Origin of the sequence: Saccharothrix australiensis (assembly GCF_003634935.1) — a bacterium.
In the GTDB taxonomy this organism is placed as follows: Bacteria; Actinomycetota; Actinomycetes; order Mycobacteriales; family Pseudonocardiaceae; genus Actinosynnema; species Actinosynnema australiense.
This window is the reverse complement of the sequence record NZ_RBXO01000001.1, coordinates 5,631,456-5,652,147: the sequence shown is the minus strand read 5'-3', so window position 1 is coordinate 5,652,147 and position 20,692 is coordinate 5,631,456. Positions and strand designations below refer to the sequence as shown.

Sequence of the window (20,692 nt, the reverse complement as noted above, 5' to 3'; positions counted from 1 at the left end):
GTTTTCCCGGCGGGCGGGGTCAGAGCCGGGTGACGACGTCGAACTCGTAGCCGTCCGCGACGGCGAGGTGGACGTGTTGCGACGCTTGCGATCCGCGGAACTCGACGGTCCCGCGTGGACCTTCGTAGGCGAGGCCGTCGATCGCCGCGTTGAGCGCGCGGAGGTCGACGTCGCCCGCCCGCCGCACGAGGCGGTCCAGCGCGTGCAGCCCTTCGTAGCACGACTCGGCGGCGTTGTTGAGCGGTGGCGCGCTCGGGCCGTGCAGGCGCACGTAGGAGCCGAGGAGGTCCATCGCGCCGGCCGACACCAGCGAGCGGAAGTAGCCCGCCGCGACGAACAGGTTGCGCGTGCTCGCCTCGCCGCTGGCGATGAGCATGTTCTCCTCCATGAGCGGGCTGAACCGCACCAGCCGCTCGTGCAGGCCGCGCGCCGCGAAGCGCCGGTTGAACTCCACCGCGTCCTGCCCGACGAGCAGCATCAGCACCCCGTCGCACGGGGTGTCGCGCACCAGGTCGACGGCGCGGCCCATGTCCGGCGTGCCGAGGCCGACGAACGTCTCGCCGGCGATGTGCAGGCCCAGGTCCGCCGCGTACCGGCGCACCGCCGCCGTGGAGCCGCGCGGCCACACGTAGTCGTCGCCGACCACGAACCAGCTGCGCGCGCCGACGTTGTCGCGCAGCCACCGCAGCGCGGGCGCGATCTGGCAGCCCGGCGTCTCGCCCGCGCAGAACACGCCGGGTCGGCGCTCGCCGCCCTCGTACAGCGAGGTGTAGACGTACGGCACCCGGTCGGCCAGCACGGGCACCAGGGCGTTGCGCACCGACGAGATGTGCCAGCCCGTCACGGCGTCCACCGCGCCGGCGTCCACCAGGCCGCGCAGCGTCGCGGCGACGCGCCCCGGCGGCGCGCCGCCGTCCACGACCTCCACCGCGACCTCGCGGCCGAGGACGCCGCCGCGGCTGTTCAGCTCGTGCACGGCGAGTTCGGTGATCGCCTCGCAGGACGGGCCGAACAGCCCGGCCGGACCCTGGAGCGGGATCACCACCGCGACCCGCCAGGGTTCGCGGGTGACCGAGCCGGTTGCCATGAGGACTCCGAACGGACGTCGGGCCGCCGCCTCCCCGTCGACCGAGTCAGTTTCAGGTGGAAGTCTTACAATTGGAAGGAACTCGCGCAAGGGTGAGGACACGTGCATGGAAGTCCGCGACGCCGCTCCCCGGCTGAGCAACTCGCTGGCCCGAGCGGCCCGCGCCGTGACCGCACGGGTGGAGCAGGTGCTCCGGCCCCGCGGCGTCACGTTCGACCAGTGGCTGGTGATGGACGCGCTCGCCGCCGAGGGCGGGCTGACCATGTCCGACCTGACCACGCGCACGCTCGCCACCGGCCCCACCCTGACCAGGGTGGTGGACCGGCTGGTCACGGCCGCCGCCGCGTACCGCGAGGTGGACCTCGACGACCGCAGGCGGGTCCGGGTGCACCTCAGCTCGCGCGGCCGGGCCCAGCACCGCCGGCTCGCCGAGCTGGTCGGGGAGGTCGAGGAAGAGGTGCTGCACGGGCTGGGGCGGCCCGGCGAGGTGCTGACGGCGCTCGGGCGGCTCGGCGACTCCTGACGGCTGCTCCGGCCGCGGAGGGGAAGCCGCAGAGGGGAAGCCGCGGGAGTGCGGCGGCGGGTGGCCTCGGACGGCGAACGGCGGCACGGGCAGGCGCGGGCGGTGTGCCGGGGAATCCGGCGCGCTACGGGTCGGCGGTCTTCGACGCGGGTCCGGGCTCGTGCGGCCGGTCGTCCGCCGCGTCGAGCGGCCTGCCGCGGCGGTCCGGCACGAAGGAGCTGGCCACCAGGCCGACGACGGTGACGGCGGCCAGGTAGGCCCCGACGGAGTGCACCGTCCCGGTGCTCGTCTGGAGCGCCTCGGCGATGGTCGGGGCGAACGCGCCGCCGAGCACCGCGCCGAGGGCGTAGGACAGGGCCGCGCCGCTGTACCGGACGGCGGTCGGGTACAGCTCGGCGTACAGGGCGGCCTGCGGGCCGTAGGTGAAGCCGAGGCCGACGGAGAACAGGACTAGCGCGAGGACGAGCAGCCCGACGTCCCCGGTGTCGACCAGCGCGAAGAAAGGGAACATCCACGCGAGCTGGACGGCGAACCCGATCCGGTAGACGCGGATGCGGCCGTACCGGTCGGACAGCAGGCCGCCGACGAGGGTGCTCGCGAGCCAGGCCAGCGCGGAGACCATCACCGCCGCGAGCACCGTCGAGCGGTCCAGGTGCAGCGACTTGACCGCGTACGACTGCACGTACCCGCCGGTCGTCATGTAGCCGACGGCGTTGTTCGCCGCGAACACCAGCGCGCCGGCGAGGACCAGCCGCCAGTGGTGCCGGAGCAGCACGACGACCGGGACGCGGGACCGGGCCTCGGCGCGGCGCACCTCCTCGAAGACCGGGCTCTCCACGACCTTCGTGCGGATCACCAGGCCGACCGCGATCAGCGCGACGCCGGCCAGGAACGGGATGCGCCAGCCCCAGGCGAGGAACTGTTCGGCCGTGGTGAGCGCGGCGACCAGGGCGAAGGCGCCGTTCGCCAGCAGCAACCCGATCGGGACGCCGATCTGCGGGAACGCGCCGTACAGCCCGCGGCGGTCGGCCGGCGCGTGCTCCACGGCGAGCAGCGCCGCGCCGCCCCACTCGCCGCCCGCCGACAGGCCCTGCAGGATGCGCAGCAGCACCAGCAGGACCGGCGCGGCGACGCCGATCGTCGCCGTCGTGGGCACCAGGCCGATCAGCACGGTCGAGACGCCCATCAGCAGCAGCGTCAGGATCAGCACGGACCGCCTGCCGATCCGGTCGCCGAGGTGCCCGGCGACGACCGCGCCGACGGGCCGGAAGAAGAAGCTGATCCCGACGGTCGCGAAGGACAGGATCAGCGCGCCCTCGCCGAGCGCGGCGAAGTACTGGCCGGCGAAGACGAGCCCGGCGCAGATGGCGTAGATGAAGAAGTCGAACCACTCGATGGTCGTGCCGATCATGGCGGCGAGGACGACCCGGCGGTGTTCGCTGTCGATGCTTCCGGCCGATCGCGTCATGGCGACTCCAAGAGTTGCGACGATGGACCAGAGCGGTCGGCGCGCACCTCCGGACGACCGCTCGGCGCGACCTCGCATCGTATCCGGCCTCGGCCCCGGAGCGGTCCGGCCGCAGCCGCTCCCGCCGAACAGGTCCGGTCGTGCACCCGCTGGGCGTGGGTCGTGCACCCGCTGGGCGTGGGTCGTGCACCTGCTCGGCGCGGGGCCGGGCCCTGGGTGCCGCGGGCGGGTCCGGTGGCGCGCCGGCCGCCGGGTCCGGGTGGTCCCCGGCCGCCCGACCCCCAGGACGGGCGGCCGGGACCTACAGCGGCGCGGGGGAGTTCGCCTCCGGCACGAGCACGCGTGGCGAGCCGGTGCCGTCCGCCGGCACCACCCACACGTCGTTCACGCCGTCGCCGCGCTGCACCCCGTAGGCGATGGTGCGGTCGTCCAGCCACGCCGGCTGGTCGTCCACGCTCCGCGCCTCGGCCGACGGCGTGACCGCCATCGTCGCCAGGTCCAGCGTCGAGAGCCGCCACCCCCGCTGCGGGTCGCCGCCGACGGCCGCCTTGAACGCGATCCGCGTGCCGTCCGGTGACAGCGACGGGCACTCGACGTCGTCCGCCAGCGCCTTCACCGTCCGTGCCGCGAAGTCGCCCTCCACCAGGTACCGGTGACCACCGGTGGACATGGTGGCGTAGAAGCGGTTGTCGTCGGCGGCGAACGTGACGCCCCAGTAGTTCCGGTCGGCCGCCGTCACCACCGAGCCGTCCACTGTGGACGTGAACTCCTCCAGCGAGGTCACCAGCGCGCCGGTCCGCGTGTCCAGGATGCCGGTGCTGGTGGAGAACCCGTTGGCCGCGTAGGAATGCCCGTCCACGAACAGCGTCCACGCCACCATCCGGCCGCTGGCCGACACCCGCGCGCGGTTGGGGAACCCGGTCAGCGGCACGGTCCGCAGCTCGCGCAGCGACGAGTCGAGCACCGCCAGCCCGCCCGCCTTCAGCGGGCCGACCGGGCGCAGGCACGCGATCGTCCCGCCCGCCGCGTACGCCCGGTCGCAGCGCTGGTCGGTCACCTCGCGCGGCGCGGACGGGTCGGTGCGCGACACCACCGACAGCCGCCCGTTGCCCAGCACCTGCAACCGGGGCCCGGACACCGCGCCCGCCACCACGTCGCCACCGGGCCCGGACGACAGCGCGGTGTAGCCGACGGCGACCCCGGCGAGCACGAGGGCGGCGGCCGCCGTGACGGCGAACCGGGCGCGGACCGGGAGCCCGCTCACGCGCGCCGCCCCATCAGCACGGCGGTGGCGGCGAGGGCGAGGACCACCCCGCACGCGGCCAGGCGGGTCGCGGTCTCCGGACCCCAGAACTGCCAGGCCAGCCCGAACAGCACCGACGAACCCAGGTACGCCACCGCCTGCCCGCTCTGCACCAGCGCGATCCCGGTGGCGCGCAACCGCTCCGGCAGCACCGGGCCGGCCAACGCCATCAGCACCCCGTCCGTCGCCGCGTAGAAGAACCCGTACAGCACCAGCACGACCGCGACCAACGGCAGACCACCCAGCGGCCCGAAGACCAGCAGGTACACGGCGACCAGCGCCGCGTAACCGCCCAGCACCACGGGCAGCCGCCCGACCCGGTCGGCCAGCGCGCCCATCGGCGCGGCGAGCAGCAGGTAGACCAGGCTCGTGCCCACGGCCAGCAGCGGGAACCAGCCGATGGCGAGCCCCTCCCGCTTCTGTAGCAACAGGTACACGAACCCGTCGCCGATGGTCGCCAGCCCCAGCACGGCCGCCGCCGGCACGACCCGGCGGACGTCCCTGTCCCGCAACAGCTCCACCACCGCCGACGGGCGCACGGGCGTGGCCGGCACGGCGGAGCGGTGGTCCCGCACGAACACCAGCAGGATCACCACACCCAGCGCGGCGACGCAGGAGCTGGTTACGAACACCGAGTCGAACGACTCGCCTGCGGCGGCGAGCACCGCCAGCGCCACCAACGGCCCCGCGAACGCGCCGATGCCGTCCATCGCCCGGTGCACGCCGAACGCGCGCCCCAGGTCACCGGACGGCGTGGACAGCGTGATCAACGCGTCGCGCGGCGCGGTGCGCAGCCCCTTCCCCGCCCGGTCGGCGGTGATCACCGCGCCGAGGAGCGCGGTGGACGTGCCGGCGGCGAGCAGGCCGAGCTTGGCCACCGCCGAGAGCGCGTAACCGAACCCCGCCACGGCTTTCCGCCTGGTGGTGCGGTCGGCGAGGTAGCCGCCGGCCAGCCGCAGCAGCGTGGTGGCCCCGGTGTACACGCCGTCGACCACGCCGTACGCGGCGGGGCTGAGCTGGAGCCCGACGACGAGGTAGAGCGGCAGGACGGCGGTGACCATCTCGGACGAGACGTCGGTGACCAGGCTGACCGCGCCGAGCGCGAACACGTTGGCGCTGACGCCTTTCCAGCCGCCTGCTCGGGGGCGGTCGATCGTGGACAGGTACACGGCGGACCTCCTTCGGGGCGAGCCGCCGCACCCGGCCCGTCGGACCGGGTGCGGCGGTGGGTCGGTGGCACGCGGTGGTGCCGCTGACGAGGTCGGTGGCACGCGGTGGTGCCGTGGTCGGCGTCAGTGACAGGCGGTGGTGCCGCTGTCGGTGAAGGACCTGCCCGCCTCGGGCACGAACTGCCAGTCGAGGCTGTTGCTGTGCAGCGTCAGCTTCAGCACGCCGTAGGTGTCGCTGTTGCGCACCTCGCTGTTGGGTTTGATGGTGCCGAAGCTGTAGTGGCTCGCGCCGCCCATGCCGGCGACGAACGTGCGGATGCCGCGAGCGGTGTCGAGCGCGCCGCTCGGGTTCTGCGGTGCGAACCGCTCGTACTGGTGGTTGTGGCCGAACAGCACGACGTCGGCGTTGTGGTCGTACAGCGCCTGGAACAGCGGGCGCGTCGCCGTCGACGGCGCGTGGTTGGCGCCCGACGTGAACAGCGGGTGGTGCCAGTAGGCAGCCGTGCACGGCTTGGTGCTGGCCGCGAGGTCGTTGCGCAGCCACTGCTCCTGCGCCGAGCCCGCCGCCATGCCGATGTTGGAGTTCAGCGAGACGATGTGCCAGTTGCCCAGGTCGTAGGAGTAGTAGCCCTGCCCGGACGGACCGGCCTGCGCGCCGAAGTAGCCGTAGTAGCCGGTCGCGCCGCTCGTGTTGTAGTCGTGGTTGCCCGGCGACGGCCGGGTGCGGGCCTTGTGCCTGCCCCACGTCGGGTCGTAGTAGGTGGTGAACTCCGCGGTGGTGCCGCTGTCGTAGACGTTGTCGCCGATGGTGAACACGGTGCCGGGGATGCCGTCGAGCAGCGCGGCGGTCGCGCTGTCGCCCGAACCGGAGTTCGAGATGTCGCCCGCGCCGACCAGCACCGGGTCGCCGGCGGGCGGCGCGGTCGTGGTGGTCGTCGTGCCGGTGGTGACGACGAGCTGCGGTGCGGTCGCGCCGCTCTCGCGCGAGTCGTAGTCCGCGCCGTCGGTGCTGCCCGAGGTCACGCCGATGGCGAAGGTGCCGTTGCCCGTGACGTAGGAGGTCACGTCGACCTCGTACCAGGCGTTGCGGGACACCGCGCCCAGCGTGCCCAGCGTCGCGCCGTCGATGGCGGGTTGGGTGTTCCAGGTGACACCGGTCTCCGACCACGTGGTGTCGGTCATCGACCGGAACGTGCCGCCGCTCGGGCTCTGCGACCCGGACACGTCGTCGGTGTGCAGGCGCAGCTTCGCCGTGCTGACCGCGCCGGACAGCCCCGACACGGTGAACTTGAGGAAGGATCGCTTGATCGGGGAGTTGTCCACGCCGAGCTGACCGGACGCGCCGTGGTTCGTGCCGGTCGCGGAGTTGTCGACGTAGGTGTCCGCTGAAGGGGTGAAGGTGGTGGTGGCGGCCGACGCGGAGGGAGCGCGGTCGGACGTGGCGACGACGGTGAGGGTGGTCGCGGTGAGCACGCCTACGGCGAGCAGCGCGATGGTGGCCCTTCGACCTGACATGCCGAAACCCTTCGTTTCCTGATATACCGGACAAGGGCCACGGGAACGGTAGGCACGCGTGGACACGGTGGGGTGATCGGCTGGGATCAGCCCGGTGAACTGCGGGCCAACGCCGTTGCCGGGTCCCCGACTCCGCGTGCTCGCGGTCGTTGACTTCGTGACGATGTCTCGGAAGGCGGCGGATGTACGACCTCGTGCTGTTCGGTGCGACAGGGTTCACCGGAGCGCTCACCGCGGCGTACCTGGCGGAGCACGCGCCGGAGGGCACGCGCTGGGCGTTGGCGGGGCGCGACCCGGCCAAGCTGGCGGCGGTGCGCGAGCGGTTGGCGGAGCTGCACCCGGCGGCGGCCGGCCTGGACCTGCTCACCGCCGACGCGACCGACCAACGCTCACTGGACGCGGTCGCGCGGTCGGCGCGCGTGGTCGCCACGACCGTCGGGCCGTACGTGCGCCACGGCGACGGCCTCGTGGCGGCGTGCGCGCGGGCGGGTGCCGACTACGTGGACCTGTGCGGTGAACCCGAATTCGTCGACCGCTCCTACCTGCGCCACCACGCGACGGCGGTGGAATCCGGCGCGCGGCTGGTGCACGCCTGCGGGTTCGACTCGATCCCGTACGACCTGGGCGCGTACTTCACCGTCCGGCGGCTGCCCGAAGGCGTGCCGATCGCGGTGGAGGGCTTCGCGAGCGCGTCGGGCACGTTCTCCGGTGGCACGTTCCACTCGGCGCTGACGGCCCTCTCGCGCCTGGGCCCCTCCGCCGCCGCGGCCCGCGCACGGCGTCGGGTCGAGGGCCGGCCGGTCGGGCGGACCGTCCGGGGCCGGATGGGGATACCGGGACACGACAAGAGGATCGGCGCGTGGGTGCTGCCCGCGCCGACCATCGACCCGCAGGTGGTGCTGCGCTCGGCGGCGGCCCTGGACCGGTACGGTCCCGACTTCTCCTACGCGCACCACCTCGCGGTGCGCCGGCTGCCGACCGCCCTGGCCCTGGTGGGCGGCGTGGGCGCGCTGCTGGCGCTGGCGCAGGTGCCGCCGGCCCGGAAGTGGTTGCTGGACCGGAAGAAGCCCGGCGAGGGCCCGTCGCCCGAGCAGCGGGCGCGGTCGTGGTTCCGGGTGCGGTTCTTCGGCGAGGGCGGCGGGCGGCGCGTGGTGACGGAGGTGTCCGGCGGCGACCCCGGTTACGGCGAGACGGCGAAGATGCTCGCGGAGTCCGCGCTGTGCCTGGCCTTCGACCACCTGCCGACGACGGCCGGGCAGGTGACCACGGCCGTGGCGATGGGCGACGCGCTGACCTCCCGGCTGGTGCGGGCGGGCATCCGGTTCGACGTGCTCTAGCCACCGCCCCGGATCGGGTGGAGGCGGGGGCTACGCTGCGATCACCGTCGACACCAGGGGGAGCCATGTCGGAGAACGTCGCCTTCGCCAACGCCGGCGTGGTGCTGGCCGGTTCGCTGACCGTGCCCGACCGCGGTGCGCCGGTGCCGGGTGTGGTCATGGTCGGCGGGTCGGGGCCGTCGGACCGGGACAACGACGCGCACTTCCCGGAGATCCGGCGGCACCTGGTGGACGCGGGGATCGCCGTGCTGTCCTACGACAAGCGCGGCGTCGGCGAGTCGTCCGGTGACTGGCTCGACGCGACGATCGACGACCTGGCGTCGGACGCGGCCGCCGCGCTGGACTTCCTGCGCGCGCGGCCGGAGGTGCGCGGCGAGGCCGTCGGGTTGTTCGGGCACAGCGAAGGCGGCTGGGTCGTCCTGCGCGCCACCGCGTTGCGCGATGACGTGCCGTGGGTCGTCACCAACGGCGGCCCCGGCATGACACCCGCCGCGCAGGACCGCTACGCGCTCTCCACCGCTCTTCGACGGGCCGGGGGTATCACCGAGGACGAGGTCGAGGCCGCGCTGGCCGCTTACGACCGCGTGATCGAGGCCGGTCGCCGCGACGCCGAGTTCGCCGAGGCGGCCCGGCTCGCCCAGGACCCGCCGACGGCGTTCACCGAGCACGCGGCCGAGGTGGACGAGCGCTGGTGGCGATTCCTCAAGCGCAAGCAGGACCACGACCCGATCCCGGACGTGGTGCGCCTGCGCTGCCCGCACCTGGTGGTCTTCGGTGCGGACGACGAGCTGGTCCCGGTGGCGGAGAGCATCCGCCTGTTCACGGTCGCGGCCTGCCACGGCGACCGCGACCGCCGGGCGACGCTGACCGTCGAGGTGTTCCCCGGCGCGGACCACCGCGTCCGGACCGGGGGCGGCGCCCGCCTGGCACCCGGCTACCTCGACACCCTGACCCGGTGGATCACCGACCGGACCGGGCTTCGCGCCTGACCGCGCCGGGCGCATGACCGGCTCCGAGGGCGCGTGCTAGCGCAGCTCTTCCCGTGCCGCGCGGAACACGGCGTCGGCCACCCGTTGCAGCGGTGGTGAGTCGAGCTTCCACTGCTGCCAGTGCAGGGGCACGTCGACCGGCCGGTCGGGGTGGAGGTGGGTCAGCCGCCGGTGACGCCTGACCTGGTGCTCGCTGAGCAGCGCCCAGCCCGCGCCCGCCGCCACGGCGTCCTCGAACACCGGGCCGTCGGGCAGGACGTGGCGGTGCGCCGAGGCCGGGCGGCCCGTGACGGAGCGGCAGAACGCGTCCTGCAGGTCGTCCTTCTCGTCGAACACCACGACCGGCAGCTCGTCCAGCGGCGCGTCCGACCACCGCCGCGCGAACGCCCGGCTCGCCACGGCGTGGTAGCGCATCCTCCCGAGTGGACGGACGCGGCACCCCTGCACCGGCCGCGGCGACGACGTGACCGCCGCGACGACGAGCCCCTGCCGCAGCGCCTCCGCCGTGTGGTCCTGGTCGTCGCGGAGCACCCCCAGCACGAGGCCGTCGTCGGCCGCCAGTTCCCGGACCACGGCGCGGAACCAGGTCGACAGCGAGTCCGCGTTCACCGCCACCTGGATCGGCGTCGGGCGTTCGACCAGGCCGAGGCCGGCGAACGCGTCCTGTTCGAGCAGCGCCAGTTGCCTGGCGTAGCGGGCGACCACCGCGCCGGACGGGGTGAGGCGCGCCGGTTTCGCGCGCACCAGCAGCACGCGGCCGGTGCGCTGCTCCAACGCCTTGATGCGCTGGCTCACCGCGGACGGCGTGATGTGCAGCGTCCGGGCCGCCGCGTCGAGCGTGCCCTCGTCCACCACGGCCAGCAGGGTCCGCACGGCCTCCGGATCGAGCATCACGGTTGCTTATGTTACTGAAGAAACTGTAGCTGGCCTTGTCATCGCGGCCTGCTTAGCGTGTCGGCGTGCTGCACGCGATGCTTGCCGGCCTGGGTGCCGGGTTGTCCCTGATCGTCGTCATCGGCGCGCAGAACGCGCTGGTGCTCCGCCAAGGCGTGCTGCGCCGACAGGTGCCCGCGGTGGTGGCGATCTGCGCCGCCTCCGACGCGGTGCTCATCGCCCTCGGCGTGGGTGGTGTCGGCGGGGTGCTCACCGCGTGGCCCGCGGTGCTCACCGCCGTCCGCTGGGTCGGCGCGGCGTTCCTCGTCGGCTACGGGGTGCTCGCGGTGCGGCGGGTGCTGCGACCGGCCGCGCTGCGGCTCGGCGGTGCGGCGTCGGCGGCCGTCGTCACGTGCCTCGCGCTGACCTGGCTCAACCCGCACGTGTACCTGGACACCGTGCTGCTGCTGGGCACCGCGTCCACCTCGTTCGGCGACCACCGCTGGTGGTTCGGGCTCGGGGCGATGGCGGGCAGCGCGCTGTGGTTCACCTCGCTCGGGTTCGGCGCGCGGTGGCTGTCCGGCGTGTTCACCCGCCCGTCGGCGTGGCGGGTGCTCGACGGCGCGGTCGCGGTCGTCGTGACCGCGACCGGTGTTTCGCTGGCGCTCGGCCCCTGAGGGCGGTCCGATATTCCGGGGAATCACGCGCCGAATCGATGCCAATTCACCGCGAATAAATTCGGACTTCGATCGTTCGCCTCGGCGCGACCGGGCGATCAAGTAATATTGCGCGACCGAAAGGTGGCCGGATGACTGGTGGCCGGATGACTCCCGCGGAGGTGCGCGCATGTTCGTGGGCCGGTCCGGCCTGGTGTCCTTGGTGGAGCAGTTGGTGCTGGTGGACGGCTCGCCACCGGTGCCGACCGGTCGCGACCGCCCGGTGCTGGTGATCGAGGGCTACGGCGGTTCCGGGCGCACCGAATTCCTGCGCCAGCAGTGGGCGCGGTGGAAGGCGAACACGCCGACGGTGTGGGTGGACGCCCGTTTGGTGGACGACCCGGACACCCATTCGCTGCGCCCCCTGCTGATCGCCGTGATGCAGGGGCTGAGCGAGAAGGTGAACGGGTACGAGGTGAAGTTCCCGCGCGTGGTGCTCGCGCACATCGCGATGGAGAGCCCCGTGCCCGACGTCGACCCCGAGCGGGCCAAGCAGGCCATGCGCAGGCGGCTCGTCGAGTACCGCGACCGCGACGCGCTCATCACGCTGGTCGGCGAGCTGCTGCGGACCTCGCTCGGCGCGGTGACGCCGACCGTGCCCGGCGCGGACGCGGTGGCCGACGCCGTGGCGCAGGGCATCGTGGACCGGCTGCGGCGGGCGTCCCGGCTGGCCAGGTTCACCTGGGACGAGGCGCTGGTGTGGTTCGGCCACCAGGACAACGGCCTGCGCTTCGACCCGATCGCCGCCCTGGTGCAGCTGAGCAGGCAGGCCGCGATCGACACGCCGGACGTGCGCGGCGACGTGGACGACCTGTTGGTGGCCGCCCTGCTCGCGGACGTGCGGGAGAGCCTCGCCAAGGTCGCCGGGCGACCCTGGAACGCGCTGGTGCTGCTGGACGAGGGCGACGCGCCCACCGCGCGGTCGTTCATCACCGCCCTGCTGCGGATGCGGCGCAGCCGCGCCAACCGCTCGCCCGACCCGCTGTCGACCCCGACCGACCCGCTCGTCGTGGTCACCACCAGCGACGGCCGGCTCGCGGGCGACCTGCCCGGCCGGGACGAGGCGCGCCCGCCGTGGCTGTCCATCGACCTCGGCGAGCTGACCGAGCAGGACGTGCACGACCTGGCCCGCGCCCACATCTGGCCGCCGGAGTTGGGCACCCGCCGCGTCGCCGACGCCGTGCACCGGCTGACCGGCGGGCACGCCGCCGCCACCGACCTGGTGCTGAGCGCCCTGGAGGGCGCGCCCGGCCTGGTCGACCGGGTGGACGAGGTGCTGGCGCGCCCCGGCACCACCGCGAGCCGCACCGTCGAGGAGGAGCTGCTCAGCCGGATCATCCGGGGCCTGGGGCCGGGTGACGACGTGGGCGAGCACCTGGTGACGCTGTCCGCCGCCCGCCACCGGGCCGAGGCCGGGAAGCTGCGGGAACTGCTGGACGAGCCGCCGGGCCTGGACCTGATGACGTCGACGACCCTCTGGTCCGGTCGCGCGCGGGAGCAGGCCGCGCTGCCGAGGTTCGTCCGGTACCTGGGGCTGCGCGCCCTCGCGGCCCGCACGGGCGGCCTCGACTGGACCACCGTGTTCACGATGCTGCGCGACCAGGCGCGGGCGGACGACGACCGGGAGGGCCGGCTGCACCACGAGCTGGCCCTCGGCCACACCGGGCCGGTCGCGCGGGAGCTCGCCGCGCTGCTGCCGGAGCTGGGCGACGAGCGGTGGCTGGAGCTGGTGGACGGCATCACCGCGACACCGCGCCTGTCCACCGCGCCGGGATCGTCCGGCGTGGACGGCCGCGATGTCGTCGGACGCCTCGTCACGACCCTGCACGCGCTCGGCGACCCCCGGCTGAGCGAGCGCAGGGCGTTGTGCCGCCGGTACCTGCTGGCGGAGAACGACCTGCGGACGCTGGCCGGGTCCTCCGAGGCGTTCCTGTTGCGCGCCCAGCACTACCACCGCCTCGCGGAGCGGCTGTGCTGATCGGGAAGGAGCCGCTGCCATGCAACCGGAAGAGCTGAGGGACAGGTTCCACCTCGGGGTGTACCCGCGCCGCGGCAAGTTCTTCCGGAGCTGGTGGGACAAGTGGCTGCGGGTCGTGCTCGTCGCGGTCGTGCTCGTGGCGGCGGTGCCGGGCTACCTGGCCGCGGGCTGGCTGTCCGCGCGGGTGGGCTGCCGCGACGGCCTGCCGTCCGACGACCTCTGGACCGAGGACGGCGAGTGCGTCGGCGTGACGTCCGGGCCGTACGCGTTCGGGCTCGCCGAGTTCGGCCCGGTGCTGGCCCGGATCGCCGAGCAGAACGACCAGGCGGGCAAGGGCGGCTGCCGGCCCGGCGCGACGCCCGTGACGGTGGCGGTCCTGTCCACCCTGACCACGCCCAACGGCGGCGGTCGCGCCCTGCACGAGATCGAGGGCTACGCCGCCGCGCAGGCCAGGGCCAACGGCGTCGGCTGCATCCACCCGATCAAGCTGAAGGTCGCGCACCTGGGCGCGGCGCAGCAGGCCGCGCGGCGCGTCGCCGAGCTGGTGCGCGAGGACCCCGCCGTGGTCGCGGCGGTCGGCCTCGGCCTGAGCGACCAGCGGTCGGCCGACGCCGCCGACGAGCTGGGCAGGCCGGGCCAACCGATGCCGATGGTGGGCGCCCTGATCACCGCGGAGGGTTTCGACGCCGACGGCTCGGCCGCCGACCGGCCCGACTTCTCGACGTGCGACGAGGGCGCGACGTACGACAACGGCATCGGCGAGGGCTACTTCTACCGCGTGTCGCACCGCAACGCCAAGCAGATCAAGCTGCTGGGCGATTTCCTGAAGGCGGCGCCCGACTTCATCGTGACGCCGAACGACAAGCGCGACCCGTACACCTGCACCGCCCTGCCGTTCGTGCGGGGGCTGGGCGAGCGCCCGGAGGTGAAGTTCGACCCGACGGACCCGGCGACGGTGGGCTACGCGGCGCAGCGGATCTGCGGGCGGCAGGGCAGCGTGTCCGCGTTCTACATCGCCCGCAGCCGCGACCTGGGCCGGTTCCTGCGCAGCGTCGACGAGCAGTACCGCAACGGGTTGTGCGAGGCGACCTCGATCACCGTGGTCAGCACGTCGGACGCGGTGCGGATGCGCGTGCCGGACCACGACCCGGAGCTGGAGGGCGCGCGGCGGCAGGCGCTGGAGTCGCCGGTGTTCCGCGACGGGACGCTGCGGCTGGTGTACACGCCGCTCGCGGACGCGGACTCGTTGCGCGGCGGCAACACCGAGTTCGCGACGCTGGAGGGCCTGTTCGAGGCGGCGGGCTTCGACACCGCGCACCTCGACGGCGGGTGGGCGATCAACGCCTACGACGCGCTGCACACGGTGTCGGAGGCGGTGCGGACGCTCAGCGCCAACAGCGAGGTGACCCGCGGTGTGCTCAACAGCGCCATCAGCGGGTTCGCGGCGGGCACCGGGCGGCTCGGGGCGGGCGGGCGGATCGAGTTCGACAACAGCGGCAACCGGACCGGCGACCCGGTGGCGGTCCAGCTCTGCCCGCCGCGCGAGGGCAAGCGGCCGGCGACCGTGCGGGTGGACGCGCGCAGCAACCCGGCCGACACGCACTGCCGGTGACGTCGGTTCGGGCGCGGCGGCGTCCGGGCGCGGTGGTATCCGGTGGTGGCGGCAGTCGGGAGCGGCGGCAGTCGGGAGCGGCGGCGGTCGGGGGTGGCGGCGGTCGGGGGTGGCGGCGGTCAGGGGTGGCGGACGGGCGCTCGGTCCGGGTTCGGAGCCGCGTGCGACAGGTGGCGGTGCGGTCGCGGATCGTGACCGTGCGGGTGGGCCGAGGGCGGCACGTGGGGTGCGGGCCGGTGGGCACGGTTCGCGGGTGGCCCGACGGCTCGTCCGCGGGCCTTCGCGCCGACCCCGCGGGTCGGTCGACGCGGCGTCGGGTATGGTCCTTGCTCGGCGTGGCCGCTGTCCGCGGTCGGCCGGGGTGTGCCGGGAAGTCTGGTCGGCGAGGTGGCCGTCCCGACCCTGGAGTTGATCTTGCCGAACGCCACGCCGACCAGCGCGCCGCTCGCCTCCGGGCCCACCTCCGGGTCCGCCTCGCCGACGGGTGGCCCGCGGCGGTACCGGCCCGAGCTCCAGGGGCTCCGCGCGGTCGCGGTGGTGCTGGTGGTCGTCTACCACGTGTGGCTCGGCCGGGTCTCCGGCGGCGTCGACGTGTTCTTCCTGCTCTCCGGCTTCCTGCTGACCGGGCAGCTCGCGCGGGCGGCGGCGAGCGGCGGGATCGACCTCGGCGCGCTGTGGGGGCGGGTGATCCGGCGGCTGGTCCCCGCCGCGGCGGTCGTCCTGGCGGGGGTCATGGCGGTCGGTGTGGTGGCGCTGCCCGAGAGCCGGTGGTTCCAGACGATCCGGGAGGTCGTCGCCGCGGCGCTGTTCCTGGAGAACTGGCAGCTCGTGGCGGACGCCGCGGACTACTTCGGGCGGCACAACCACGCCAGCGTCGTGCAGCACTTCTGGTCGCTGGCCATCCAGGGCCAGTTCTACCTCGTCTGGCCGGTGCTGGTGGCCGCGCTCGCCGCCGTGGCCCGCCGCGCGGGCACGGGTGTCCGCCGACCGCTGGCGGTGCTCCTGGCCGCCGTGTTCGCCGGCTCGCTGGCGTACTCGGTCGTGCTCACGGCGGCGGACCAGCCCCTGGCCTACTTCCACTCGCTGACCAGGGCTTGGGAGTTCGCGCTCGGCGGCCTGCTCGCGCTCGGCGTGGAGCGGTTCGCGGCGCCCCGGCCGGCGCGGATCGCCCTGGGGTGGGCCGGCGCGATCGGTCTGGTGGCCTGCGGGCTCGTGCTCCAGGTCGGCAGCGTGTTCCCCGGCTGGCTCGCGCTGTGGCCGACGCTCTGCGGTGCCGCCGTGATCGCCGCGGGCGCGACGTCCAGCCGGTTCGGCGTGGACCGCGTGCTCGTCTCGCCCGCGCTGCGCCACCTGGGTGACCTGGGCTACTCGCTGTACCTGTGGCACTGGCCGGTGCTGGTGTTCTACCTGGTGATCCGCGGCAGGGAGGAGGTCGGGCTCGCCGGCGGCGTGTTCGTCATCGCGGTGTCCGCGGCGCTGTCCGTCGCGACCCACCACCTGGTGGAGGTGCCCGCCCGCCGGTCCGGCGGCGGGCGGTGGAGCGGCTACCGGCTCGGCGTCCTCGCGCTGGTGCCCGTGCTGGTGGCGGCGGGCTGCTGGCAGGTGGTGAGCCTGCGCAAGGCCGCCTCCTACGCGGTGCTGGTGGACGACCCCGACCATCCGGGCGCGCTCGCCCGCACCCCGGAGTTCGAGTACTGGGGCTCGGAGGAGGCGACGATCATCCCGCCGATGGTGACCCTGCCGCGCGACTTCGCGGGCATCGCCGGGAGCCGTTGCACGCGCTCACCGCGCAACAAGGGGCTGGAGATCTGCACCGCGCCGGGCACGTCGACGCCCGCCAAGCGGATCGTGGTGGTGGGCGACTCGCACATGCAGCAGTACCTCGGCGTGATCTGGTCGATCGCGGAGGGGCGGAACTGGGGGGTCACCTTCATGCTGCGCGGCGCGTGCCCGTTCTCGGTCGACGCCGACGCCATGCCCGGCGACCGAGGGTGCGTCCAGTGGAACGCGGACGCCGCCGAGGAGATCCGCGCGCTGCGGCCCGACCTGGTGGTCACCAACGGCAGCCGCGACGTGCGGGTCGGCCTGACCGAGCGGACACCGCCCGGTTTCGTCGAGCAGTGGCGGGCACTGGACCGCGCGGGCATCCCGGTCCTGGCCGTGCGGGACAACCCGCGCTTCGGGTTCTCGCCGTCGGCCTGCCTGGTCGCCAACGGCATGGACGCGGAGCCGTGCAGCACGCCCAGGGCCGAACTGCTCACGGTGGAGCCGCCGTACGCGGAGCTGCCCGACCTGCCGCCCAACGTGTCCTTCGCGGACTTCAGCGACCTGTTCTGCGACGACACCCTGTGCCCGCCCGTGATCGGCAACGTGCACGTGTACCTGGACGACAACCACGTCAGCGCCACCTACGCGGCCACCATGACACCGATGGTCGAGCGGGAACTGGTGGCGAGGCTCGGCGAGTAGTCGGGTCGGTGCGCGCACGTGCCGCGGAACCGGCCGCCCGCGGCGGAACGGTGTCGCGCGACGCCTGCCCCGATCAGCCGCCGCCGGCTCGCCGCGGGCGGGCGTCCGGCGCGAACGGGCTTGATTCTCCGGTTACGGCAAGGTTTAGCGTCCCGGCCATGACGATCACGGTTCTGGACACCTGCCCGGCGATGCGGCGGATCCTGCGCGCGCCGTCGGCCGACCGGCCCGAGCTGCTGCGGGCGATGGTCGCGCCCGCCGCCGGAATGTACCGGTACTTCCCGGATGAGGTGGACCTCGTCGAGCTGCACCGGATGGGGTCGGGGTTCCCGCTCGACCGGGACGAGGAGCGGTGCCTGGCGGCGCTGGACGCGATGGCCGACGCCGACGTGTGGGGTCGGGTGGGGCGCGCGCTGGAGGAGGCGCTGGCCGTGCAGCTCGCGGCGACCCCGGACGTCGTCGTGCCAGACCTGACTGTGCTGGTGGTCCTCGGCGATCCGGGTGACGAGCACTTCCTGCGCACGACCCTGGGCATGACGGCGAACGGCAGCGTGACCGGGTACCTGTACCTCAACCTCTGGCCGTTCCCGGAGAACCTGGCGCGGGTGGAGGCGACGGCGGTCCACGAGCTGCACCACAACCTGCGGTACGGGCCCGGCGCGGTGGTGTGGGACCCGGCGACGGTCACGGTCGGTGAGCAGGTGGTGTCGGAGGGGCTGGCCGACGCCTTCGCCCGTCAGCTCTACGGCGACGAACTCGGTCACGCCCGGATCGGGGTGCCGCACCTGCGCGACGAGGCGGTGTTCGACAAGGTCGTCTCCGGGCTGGGGGTGACCGGGATGCGAGACTTCACGGCGTGGGTGCTCGGCGACGAGGTCGCGGCCCGGTACGGCGTGCCGCCGGTCGGGTTGCCGACCGGCGCCGGTTACGCCGTGGGCAACCGGCTGGTCGACGCCTACCTGGCGGCGACGGGGCGCACCGCGGCGGAGGCGCTCCTGGCGGACAGCCGGGAGGTCGTCGACACCGCGCTCTCGCTGCTGCGACCGGCCCGGACGTGACCCCGCCATGCCGCCGTGGCATGTCGGCAGGGCCACCGACGCGTCGGCGCACCGGCTGACAGGGCCGTCGGCTCACCGGCTGGTGGGGCGGGCGGTGTGTCGGCTGGTGGGGCTCACCGGCTGACAGGGCGGTCGGCGCGTCGGGTGAGAGCGCAGGCGGCGCGTCGGGTGAGAGCGCAGGCGGCGCATCGGTGCGCGGGCAGGCGGCGTGTCGGTGCGCGGCAGGCGGCGTGTCGGGTGAGAGCGCAGGCGGCGTGTCGGTGCGCGGCAGGCGGCGTGTCGGCGCACGGGCATGGCGGGGCCGGCGGCGCGTCGCGCAGCAGAACGGCAGCACCGCCGGTCCGCCCGGCCCCGGCGCAACCGCCCTGCGGTACGGCGCGGTCCGTGCACGGCCCCGTCCTGCGGCACGGCCGGGCTGCCGACCACCCCGTCCCCGGCACACCGGGCGCGGCGCGACGGCTGAACGGTCCCACGCGAGGTCTCACGCGATGCCTGCCGCGATCAGCTGCTGCCAGATCACCGCCTGGTCGACCACCTCCACCTCCAGCTTCTCGGCCTTCGCGATCTTGCTCGCGCCGACGTCCGCGCCGGTGATCAGGTAGTCGGTGCTCGCCGACACCGAGGACGCGGTGGTCGCGCCCGCCTTCTCGCACAGCCGCTGGAAGGCCGGGCGGGGCACCTTCTCACCGGACCTCGGGTCGTTGATCGCGCCGGTGACCACCACCGTCTTGCCTGCCAGCGGCGCGTCGGCCGCGACGACCGGCGGCAGGTCCTCCTCGCGCACGTCGAGCGAGACGCCGCACTCGCGCAGCCTGGTCAGCTCGGGCCGCAGCCGGTTCAGGTGCTCGGTCAGCGACGCGGCGACCTTCGGGCCGATGTCCTCGACGGCCACGAGGCGTTCCTCGCCCGCGTCGGCCACCTCCTCCAGCGAGGTGAACCCCGCTCGGCACAACCGGGTGGCGGTGCCCTCCGACGCCATCGGGATGGCGAGCCCGATCAGCGCCCGGCGCAGCCCGACCCGGCGGCCGGCGTCGATCGACTCGATCATCCGCGTGGCCGACACCTCGCCGATGCGGTCGAACTCCAGCAGCTGCTCCTTGGTCAGGCGGTAGAAGTCCGAGGGGTGTTCGAGCATCCCGGCCTCGGCGAGCCGTTCGATCCACACCGGACCGACCGCCTCGATGTCCGCCGCCGCGCGCGAGGCCCAGTGGATCAGCCGGCGCACGGTCTGCGCGGGGCACGAGACGTTGGTGCAGAACAGCTCCCGGCTGTTGCCCTGCTCGGTCAGCGGCTGGTCGCAGGACGGGCACCGGTCGGGCGGCACGATCTCCCGCTCCTGGCCGGTGCGCTTGGACTCGTCCAGCACGCCCGCGACGAACGGGATCACGTCGCCCGCCCGGCGGACCAGCACCGTGTCGCCGATGCGGATGCCGCGCGCCCGGATCACCTCCTGGTTGGCCAGGGTGGCGCGGGTGACCGTCGTGCCGCCCACGAACACCGGCTCCAACCACGCGACCGGGGCGATCTTGCCGGTCTTGCCCACGTCCCACACCACGTCGGACAGGACCGTCGTCCTCTCCTCCGCGGCGAACTTGTAGGCCAGCGCGCCGCGCGGCGAGTTCGACCGCGTACCGGCGGCGGCGTAGGCGTCGCGGTCGGCCAGCCGCAGCACCGCGCCGTCCAGGTCGTAGTCGAGGTCGTCGCGGCCCTGCTCGATCGCGGTGATCACGGCCTGGGCCTGCTCGGCGTCGGCGCAGCGCCGCATGTCGGCACCCGCGAACCCGAGGGCGCGCAGGCCCTCCTCCAGGTCGGCGGCGGCCTCGGCGGAGGTGTCCAGGTCGAACCCGAAGAACCGCAGCCTGCGCTCGGCGACCGTGGCCGGGTCCTTCGCGCGCAGCGTGCCCGCGGCGGCGTTGCGCGGGTTGATCAGCGGTTTGTCCGGGTGCGCCGCGTTGTACGCGGCGAACGTCGACCGGAGCATCACCGCCTCGCCGCGCACCTCGACCCGGCCGGGCGCGTCGACCCGCTCCGGCACCCCGTCGACCAGGGCGCGGACCAGCAGCGTCACGTCGTCGCCGGTCGTGCCGTCACCGCGGGTGACGGCCCGGAGCAGCCTGCCGTCCTCGTAGACCAGCGCCAGCGACAGCCCGTCCAGCTTGGGCATGACCACCACCGGCTGGCCGGGGAAGCGGTCGAGGAACGCCGCCACCTGCTCCGGCCGGGTCGCCTTCTCCAGCGACAGCATCGGCCGCGAGTGCCGGACCGGCGCGTGCAGGACGGCGGGCGCGCCGACCTGCTCCAGCGGGTTCGGGTCGGGCGCCCACTCCGGGTGCGCGGCGATCAGCCCGCGCAGCTCGTCCTCGACCGCGTCGTACTCGGCGTCCGCCACCAGCGGCGAACCCCGGTAGTAGGCGTCCCGCAGCACCACGACCTGGTCGGCGAGTTCCCGGATGCGTTCCTGAGCGTCCACGGTCCACAAGCTACCCGCGAGCACCGACAATTCGGCGCACGGCCGCGACCTGCCCGGCCGGGTCCCACGGGGTCCGGCCTGGTCGGCGGGTTGGCGGGGAGCGGGCTCGGCGGCGCCACCCGCCG

The 20,692-nt window shown here is 74.2% G+C and carries 15 protein-coding genes; 8 read left to right on the top strand and 7 right to left on the bottom strand.

What is annotated here, in order from left to right; all coding sequences use genetic code 11:
• Window positions 1–19 precede the first annotated feature (19 nt).
• On the bottom strand, window positions 20–1,087 hold the full coding sequence (locus C8E97_RS23850; RefSeq protein ID WP_121007718.1) for a substrate-binding domain-containing protein: 1,068 nt from the start codon (window positions 1,085–1,087) through the stop codon (window positions 20–22).
• Between the two features lie 106 nt (window positions 1,088–1,193).
• On the opposite strand from C8E97_RS23850, the gene C8E97_RS23845 reads away from it, so the two are divergent.
• Entirely contained in the window at window positions 1,194–1,610 is a 417-nt protein-coding gene (locus C8E97_RS23845; RefSeq protein ID WP_121007717.1) for a MarR family transcriptional regulator, read from the top strand.
• A 124-nt stretch (window positions 1,611–1,734) separates the two neighbouring features.
• On the opposite strand, the gene C8E97_RS23840 is transcribed toward C8E97_RS23845, so the two are convergent.
• From C8E97_RS23840 to C8E97_RS23825, 4 genes are all read right to left on the bottom strand, one after another.
• The gene (locus C8E97_RS23840; RefSeq protein ID WP_121007716.1) at window positions 1,735–3,078 is read right to left on the bottom strand and encodes an MFS transporter; all 1,344 of its coding nucleotides are present in this window, start codon (window positions 3,076–3,078) and stop codon (window positions 1,735–1,737) included.
• Between the two features lie 301 nt (window positions 3,079–3,379).
• Entirely contained in the window at window positions 3,380–4,342 is a 963-nt protein-coding gene (locus C8E97_RS23835) for a TolB family protein (protein WP_121007715.1), read from the bottom strand.
• Window positions 4,339–5,550 (bottom strand): MFS transporter, encoded by a 1,212-nt coding sequence (locus C8E97_RS23830; RefSeq protein WP_121007714.1) that lies wholly within the window; start codon window positions 5,548–5,550, stop codon window positions 4,339–4,341. The genes C8E97_RS23835 and C8E97_RS23830 overlap by 4 nt, the downstream gene beginning before the upstream one ends.
• Window positions 5,551–5,673: 123 nt before the next feature.
• Window positions 5,674–7,065 carry a CBM96 family carbohydrate-binding protein gene (locus tag C8E97_RS23825; protein ID WP_121007713.1) on the bottom strand — a complete coding sequence of 464 codons (1,392 nt, stop codon included), beginning with the start codon at window positions 7,063–7,065 and terminating at the stop codon, window positions 5,674–5,676.
• Window positions 7,066–7,247: 182 nt separating this feature from the next.
• Here C8E97_RS23825 and C8E97_RS23820 point away from each other — a divergent pair, with 182 nt between their 5' ends.
• Window positions 7,248–8,402 (top strand): saccharopine dehydrogenase family protein, encoded by a 1,155-nt coding sequence (locus tag C8E97_RS23820; RefSeq protein ID WP_121007712.1) that lies wholly within the window; start codon window positions 7,248–7,250, stop codon window positions 8,400–8,402.
• A 65-nt stretch (window positions 8,403–8,467) separates the two neighbouring features.
• Window positions 8,468–9,391: an alpha/beta hydrolase family protein gene (locus C8E97_RS23815; RefSeq protein ID WP_121007711.1), complete on the top strand. Its 924-nt coding sequence runs from the start codon at window positions 8,468–8,470 to the stop codon at window positions 9,389–9,391.
• A 36-nt stretch (window positions 9,392–9,427) separates the two neighbouring features.
• Here the strand turns inward: C8E97_RS23815 and C8E97_RS23810 are convergent, their stop codons facing one another.
• Entirely contained in the window at window positions 9,428–10,282 is an 855-nt protein-coding gene (locus tag C8E97_RS23810; RefSeq protein ID WP_121007710.1) for a LysR family transcriptional regulator ArgP, read from the bottom strand.
• Window positions 10,283–10,350: 68 nt separating this feature from the next.
• Here C8E97_RS23810 and C8E97_RS23805 point away from each other — a divergent pair, with 68 nt between their 5' ends.
• The 5 genes from C8E97_RS23805 (at window position 10,351) to C8E97_RS23785 (ending at window position 18,097) form a co-directional block, all read left to right on the top strand.
• Complete coding sequence (locus C8E97_RS23805) at window positions 10,351–10,941, top strand: LysE/ArgO family amino acid transporter (RefSeq protein ID WP_246019107.1); 591 nt, start codon at window positions 10,351–10,353, stop codon at window positions 10,939–10,941.
• A gap of 169 nt (window positions 10,942–11,110) precedes the next feature.
• On the top strand, window positions 11,111–12,958 hold the full coding sequence (locus tag C8E97_RS23800) for a hypothetical protein (RefSeq protein ID WP_121007709.1): 1,848 nt from the start codon (window positions 11,111–11,113) through the stop codon (window positions 12,956–12,958).
• Between the two features lie 19 nt (window positions 12,959–12,977).
• Window positions 12,978–14,570: an ABC transporter substrate-binding protein gene (locus tag C8E97_RS23795; RefSeq protein WP_121007708.1), complete on the top strand. Its 1,593-nt coding sequence runs from the start codon at window positions 12,978–12,980 to the stop codon at window positions 14,568–14,570.
• A gap of 387 nt (window positions 14,571–14,957) precedes the next feature.
• Complete coding sequence (locus tag C8E97_RS23790) at window positions 14,958–17,039, top strand: acyltransferase family protein (protein WP_281275453.1); 2,082 nt, start codon at window positions 14,958–14,960, stop codon at window positions 17,037–17,039.
• A 158-nt stretch (window positions 17,040–17,197) separates the two neighbouring features.
• Window positions 17,198–18,097: a DUF2268 domain-containing putative Zn-dependent protease gene (locus tag C8E97_RS23785; protein WP_121007707.1), complete on the top strand. Its 900-nt coding sequence runs from the start codon at window positions 17,198–17,200 to the stop codon at window positions 18,095–18,097.
• Window positions 18,098–18,578: 481 nt separating this feature from the next.
• Here C8E97_RS23785 and ligA read toward each other — a convergent pair whose 3' ends face one another.
• Window positions 18,579–20,567, bottom strand: a complete 1,989-nt coding sequence (gene ligA / locus C8E97_RS23780) for an NAD-dependent DNA ligase LigA (RefSeq protein ID WP_121007706.1) — start codon at window positions 20,565–20,567, stop codon at window positions 18,579–18,581.
• Window positions 20,568–20,692: the final 125 nt, after the last annotated feature.

What these genes read in the sequence shown, in the direction of transcription:
- C8E97_RS23825 (WP_121007713.1), bottom strand. Translation starts at nt 7,065, where the DNA reads ATGTCAGGTCGAAGGGCCACCATCGCGCTGCTCGCCGTAGGCGTGCTC.
- C8E97_RS23810 (WP_121007710.1), bottom strand. Translation starts at nt 10,282, where the DNA reads ATGCTCGATCCGGAGGCCGTGCGGACCCTGCTGGCCGTGGTGGACGAG.
- C8E97_RS23845 (WP_121007717.1), top strand. Translation starts at nt 1,194, where the DNA reads ATGGAAGTCCGCGACGCCGCTCCCCGGCTGAGCAACTCGCTGGCCCGA.
- C8E97_RS23850 (WP_121007718.1), bottom strand. Translation starts at nt 1,087, where the DNA reads ATGGCAACCGGCTCGGTCACCCGCGAACCCTGGCGGGTCGCGGTGGTG.
- C8E97_RS23840 (WP_121007716.1), bottom strand. Translation starts at nt 3,078, where the DNA reads ATGACGCGATCGGCCGGAAGCATCGACAGCGAACACCGCCGGGTCGTC.
- C8E97_RS23795 (WP_121007708.1), top strand. Translation starts at nt 12,978, where the DNA reads ATGCAACCGGAAGAGCTGAGGGACAGGTTCCACCTCGGGGTGTACCCG.
- C8E97_RS23785 (WP_121007707.1), top strand. Translation starts at nt 17,198, where the DNA reads ATGACGATCACGGTTCTGGACACCTGCCCGGCGATGCGGCGGATCCTG.
- C8E97_RS23800 (WP_121007709.1), top strand. Translation starts at nt 11,111, where the DNA reads ATGTTCGTGGGCCGGTCCGGCCTGGTGTCCTTGGTGGAGCAGTTGGTG.
- C8E97_RS23820 (WP_121007712.1), top strand. Translation starts at nt 7,248, where the DNA reads ATGTACGACCTCGTGCTGTTCGGTGCGACAGGGTTCACCGGAGCGCTC.
- C8E97_RS23815 (WP_121007711.1), top strand. Translation starts at nt 8,468, where the DNA reads ATGTCGGAGAACGTCGCCTTCGCCAACGCCGGCGTGGTGCTGGCCGGT.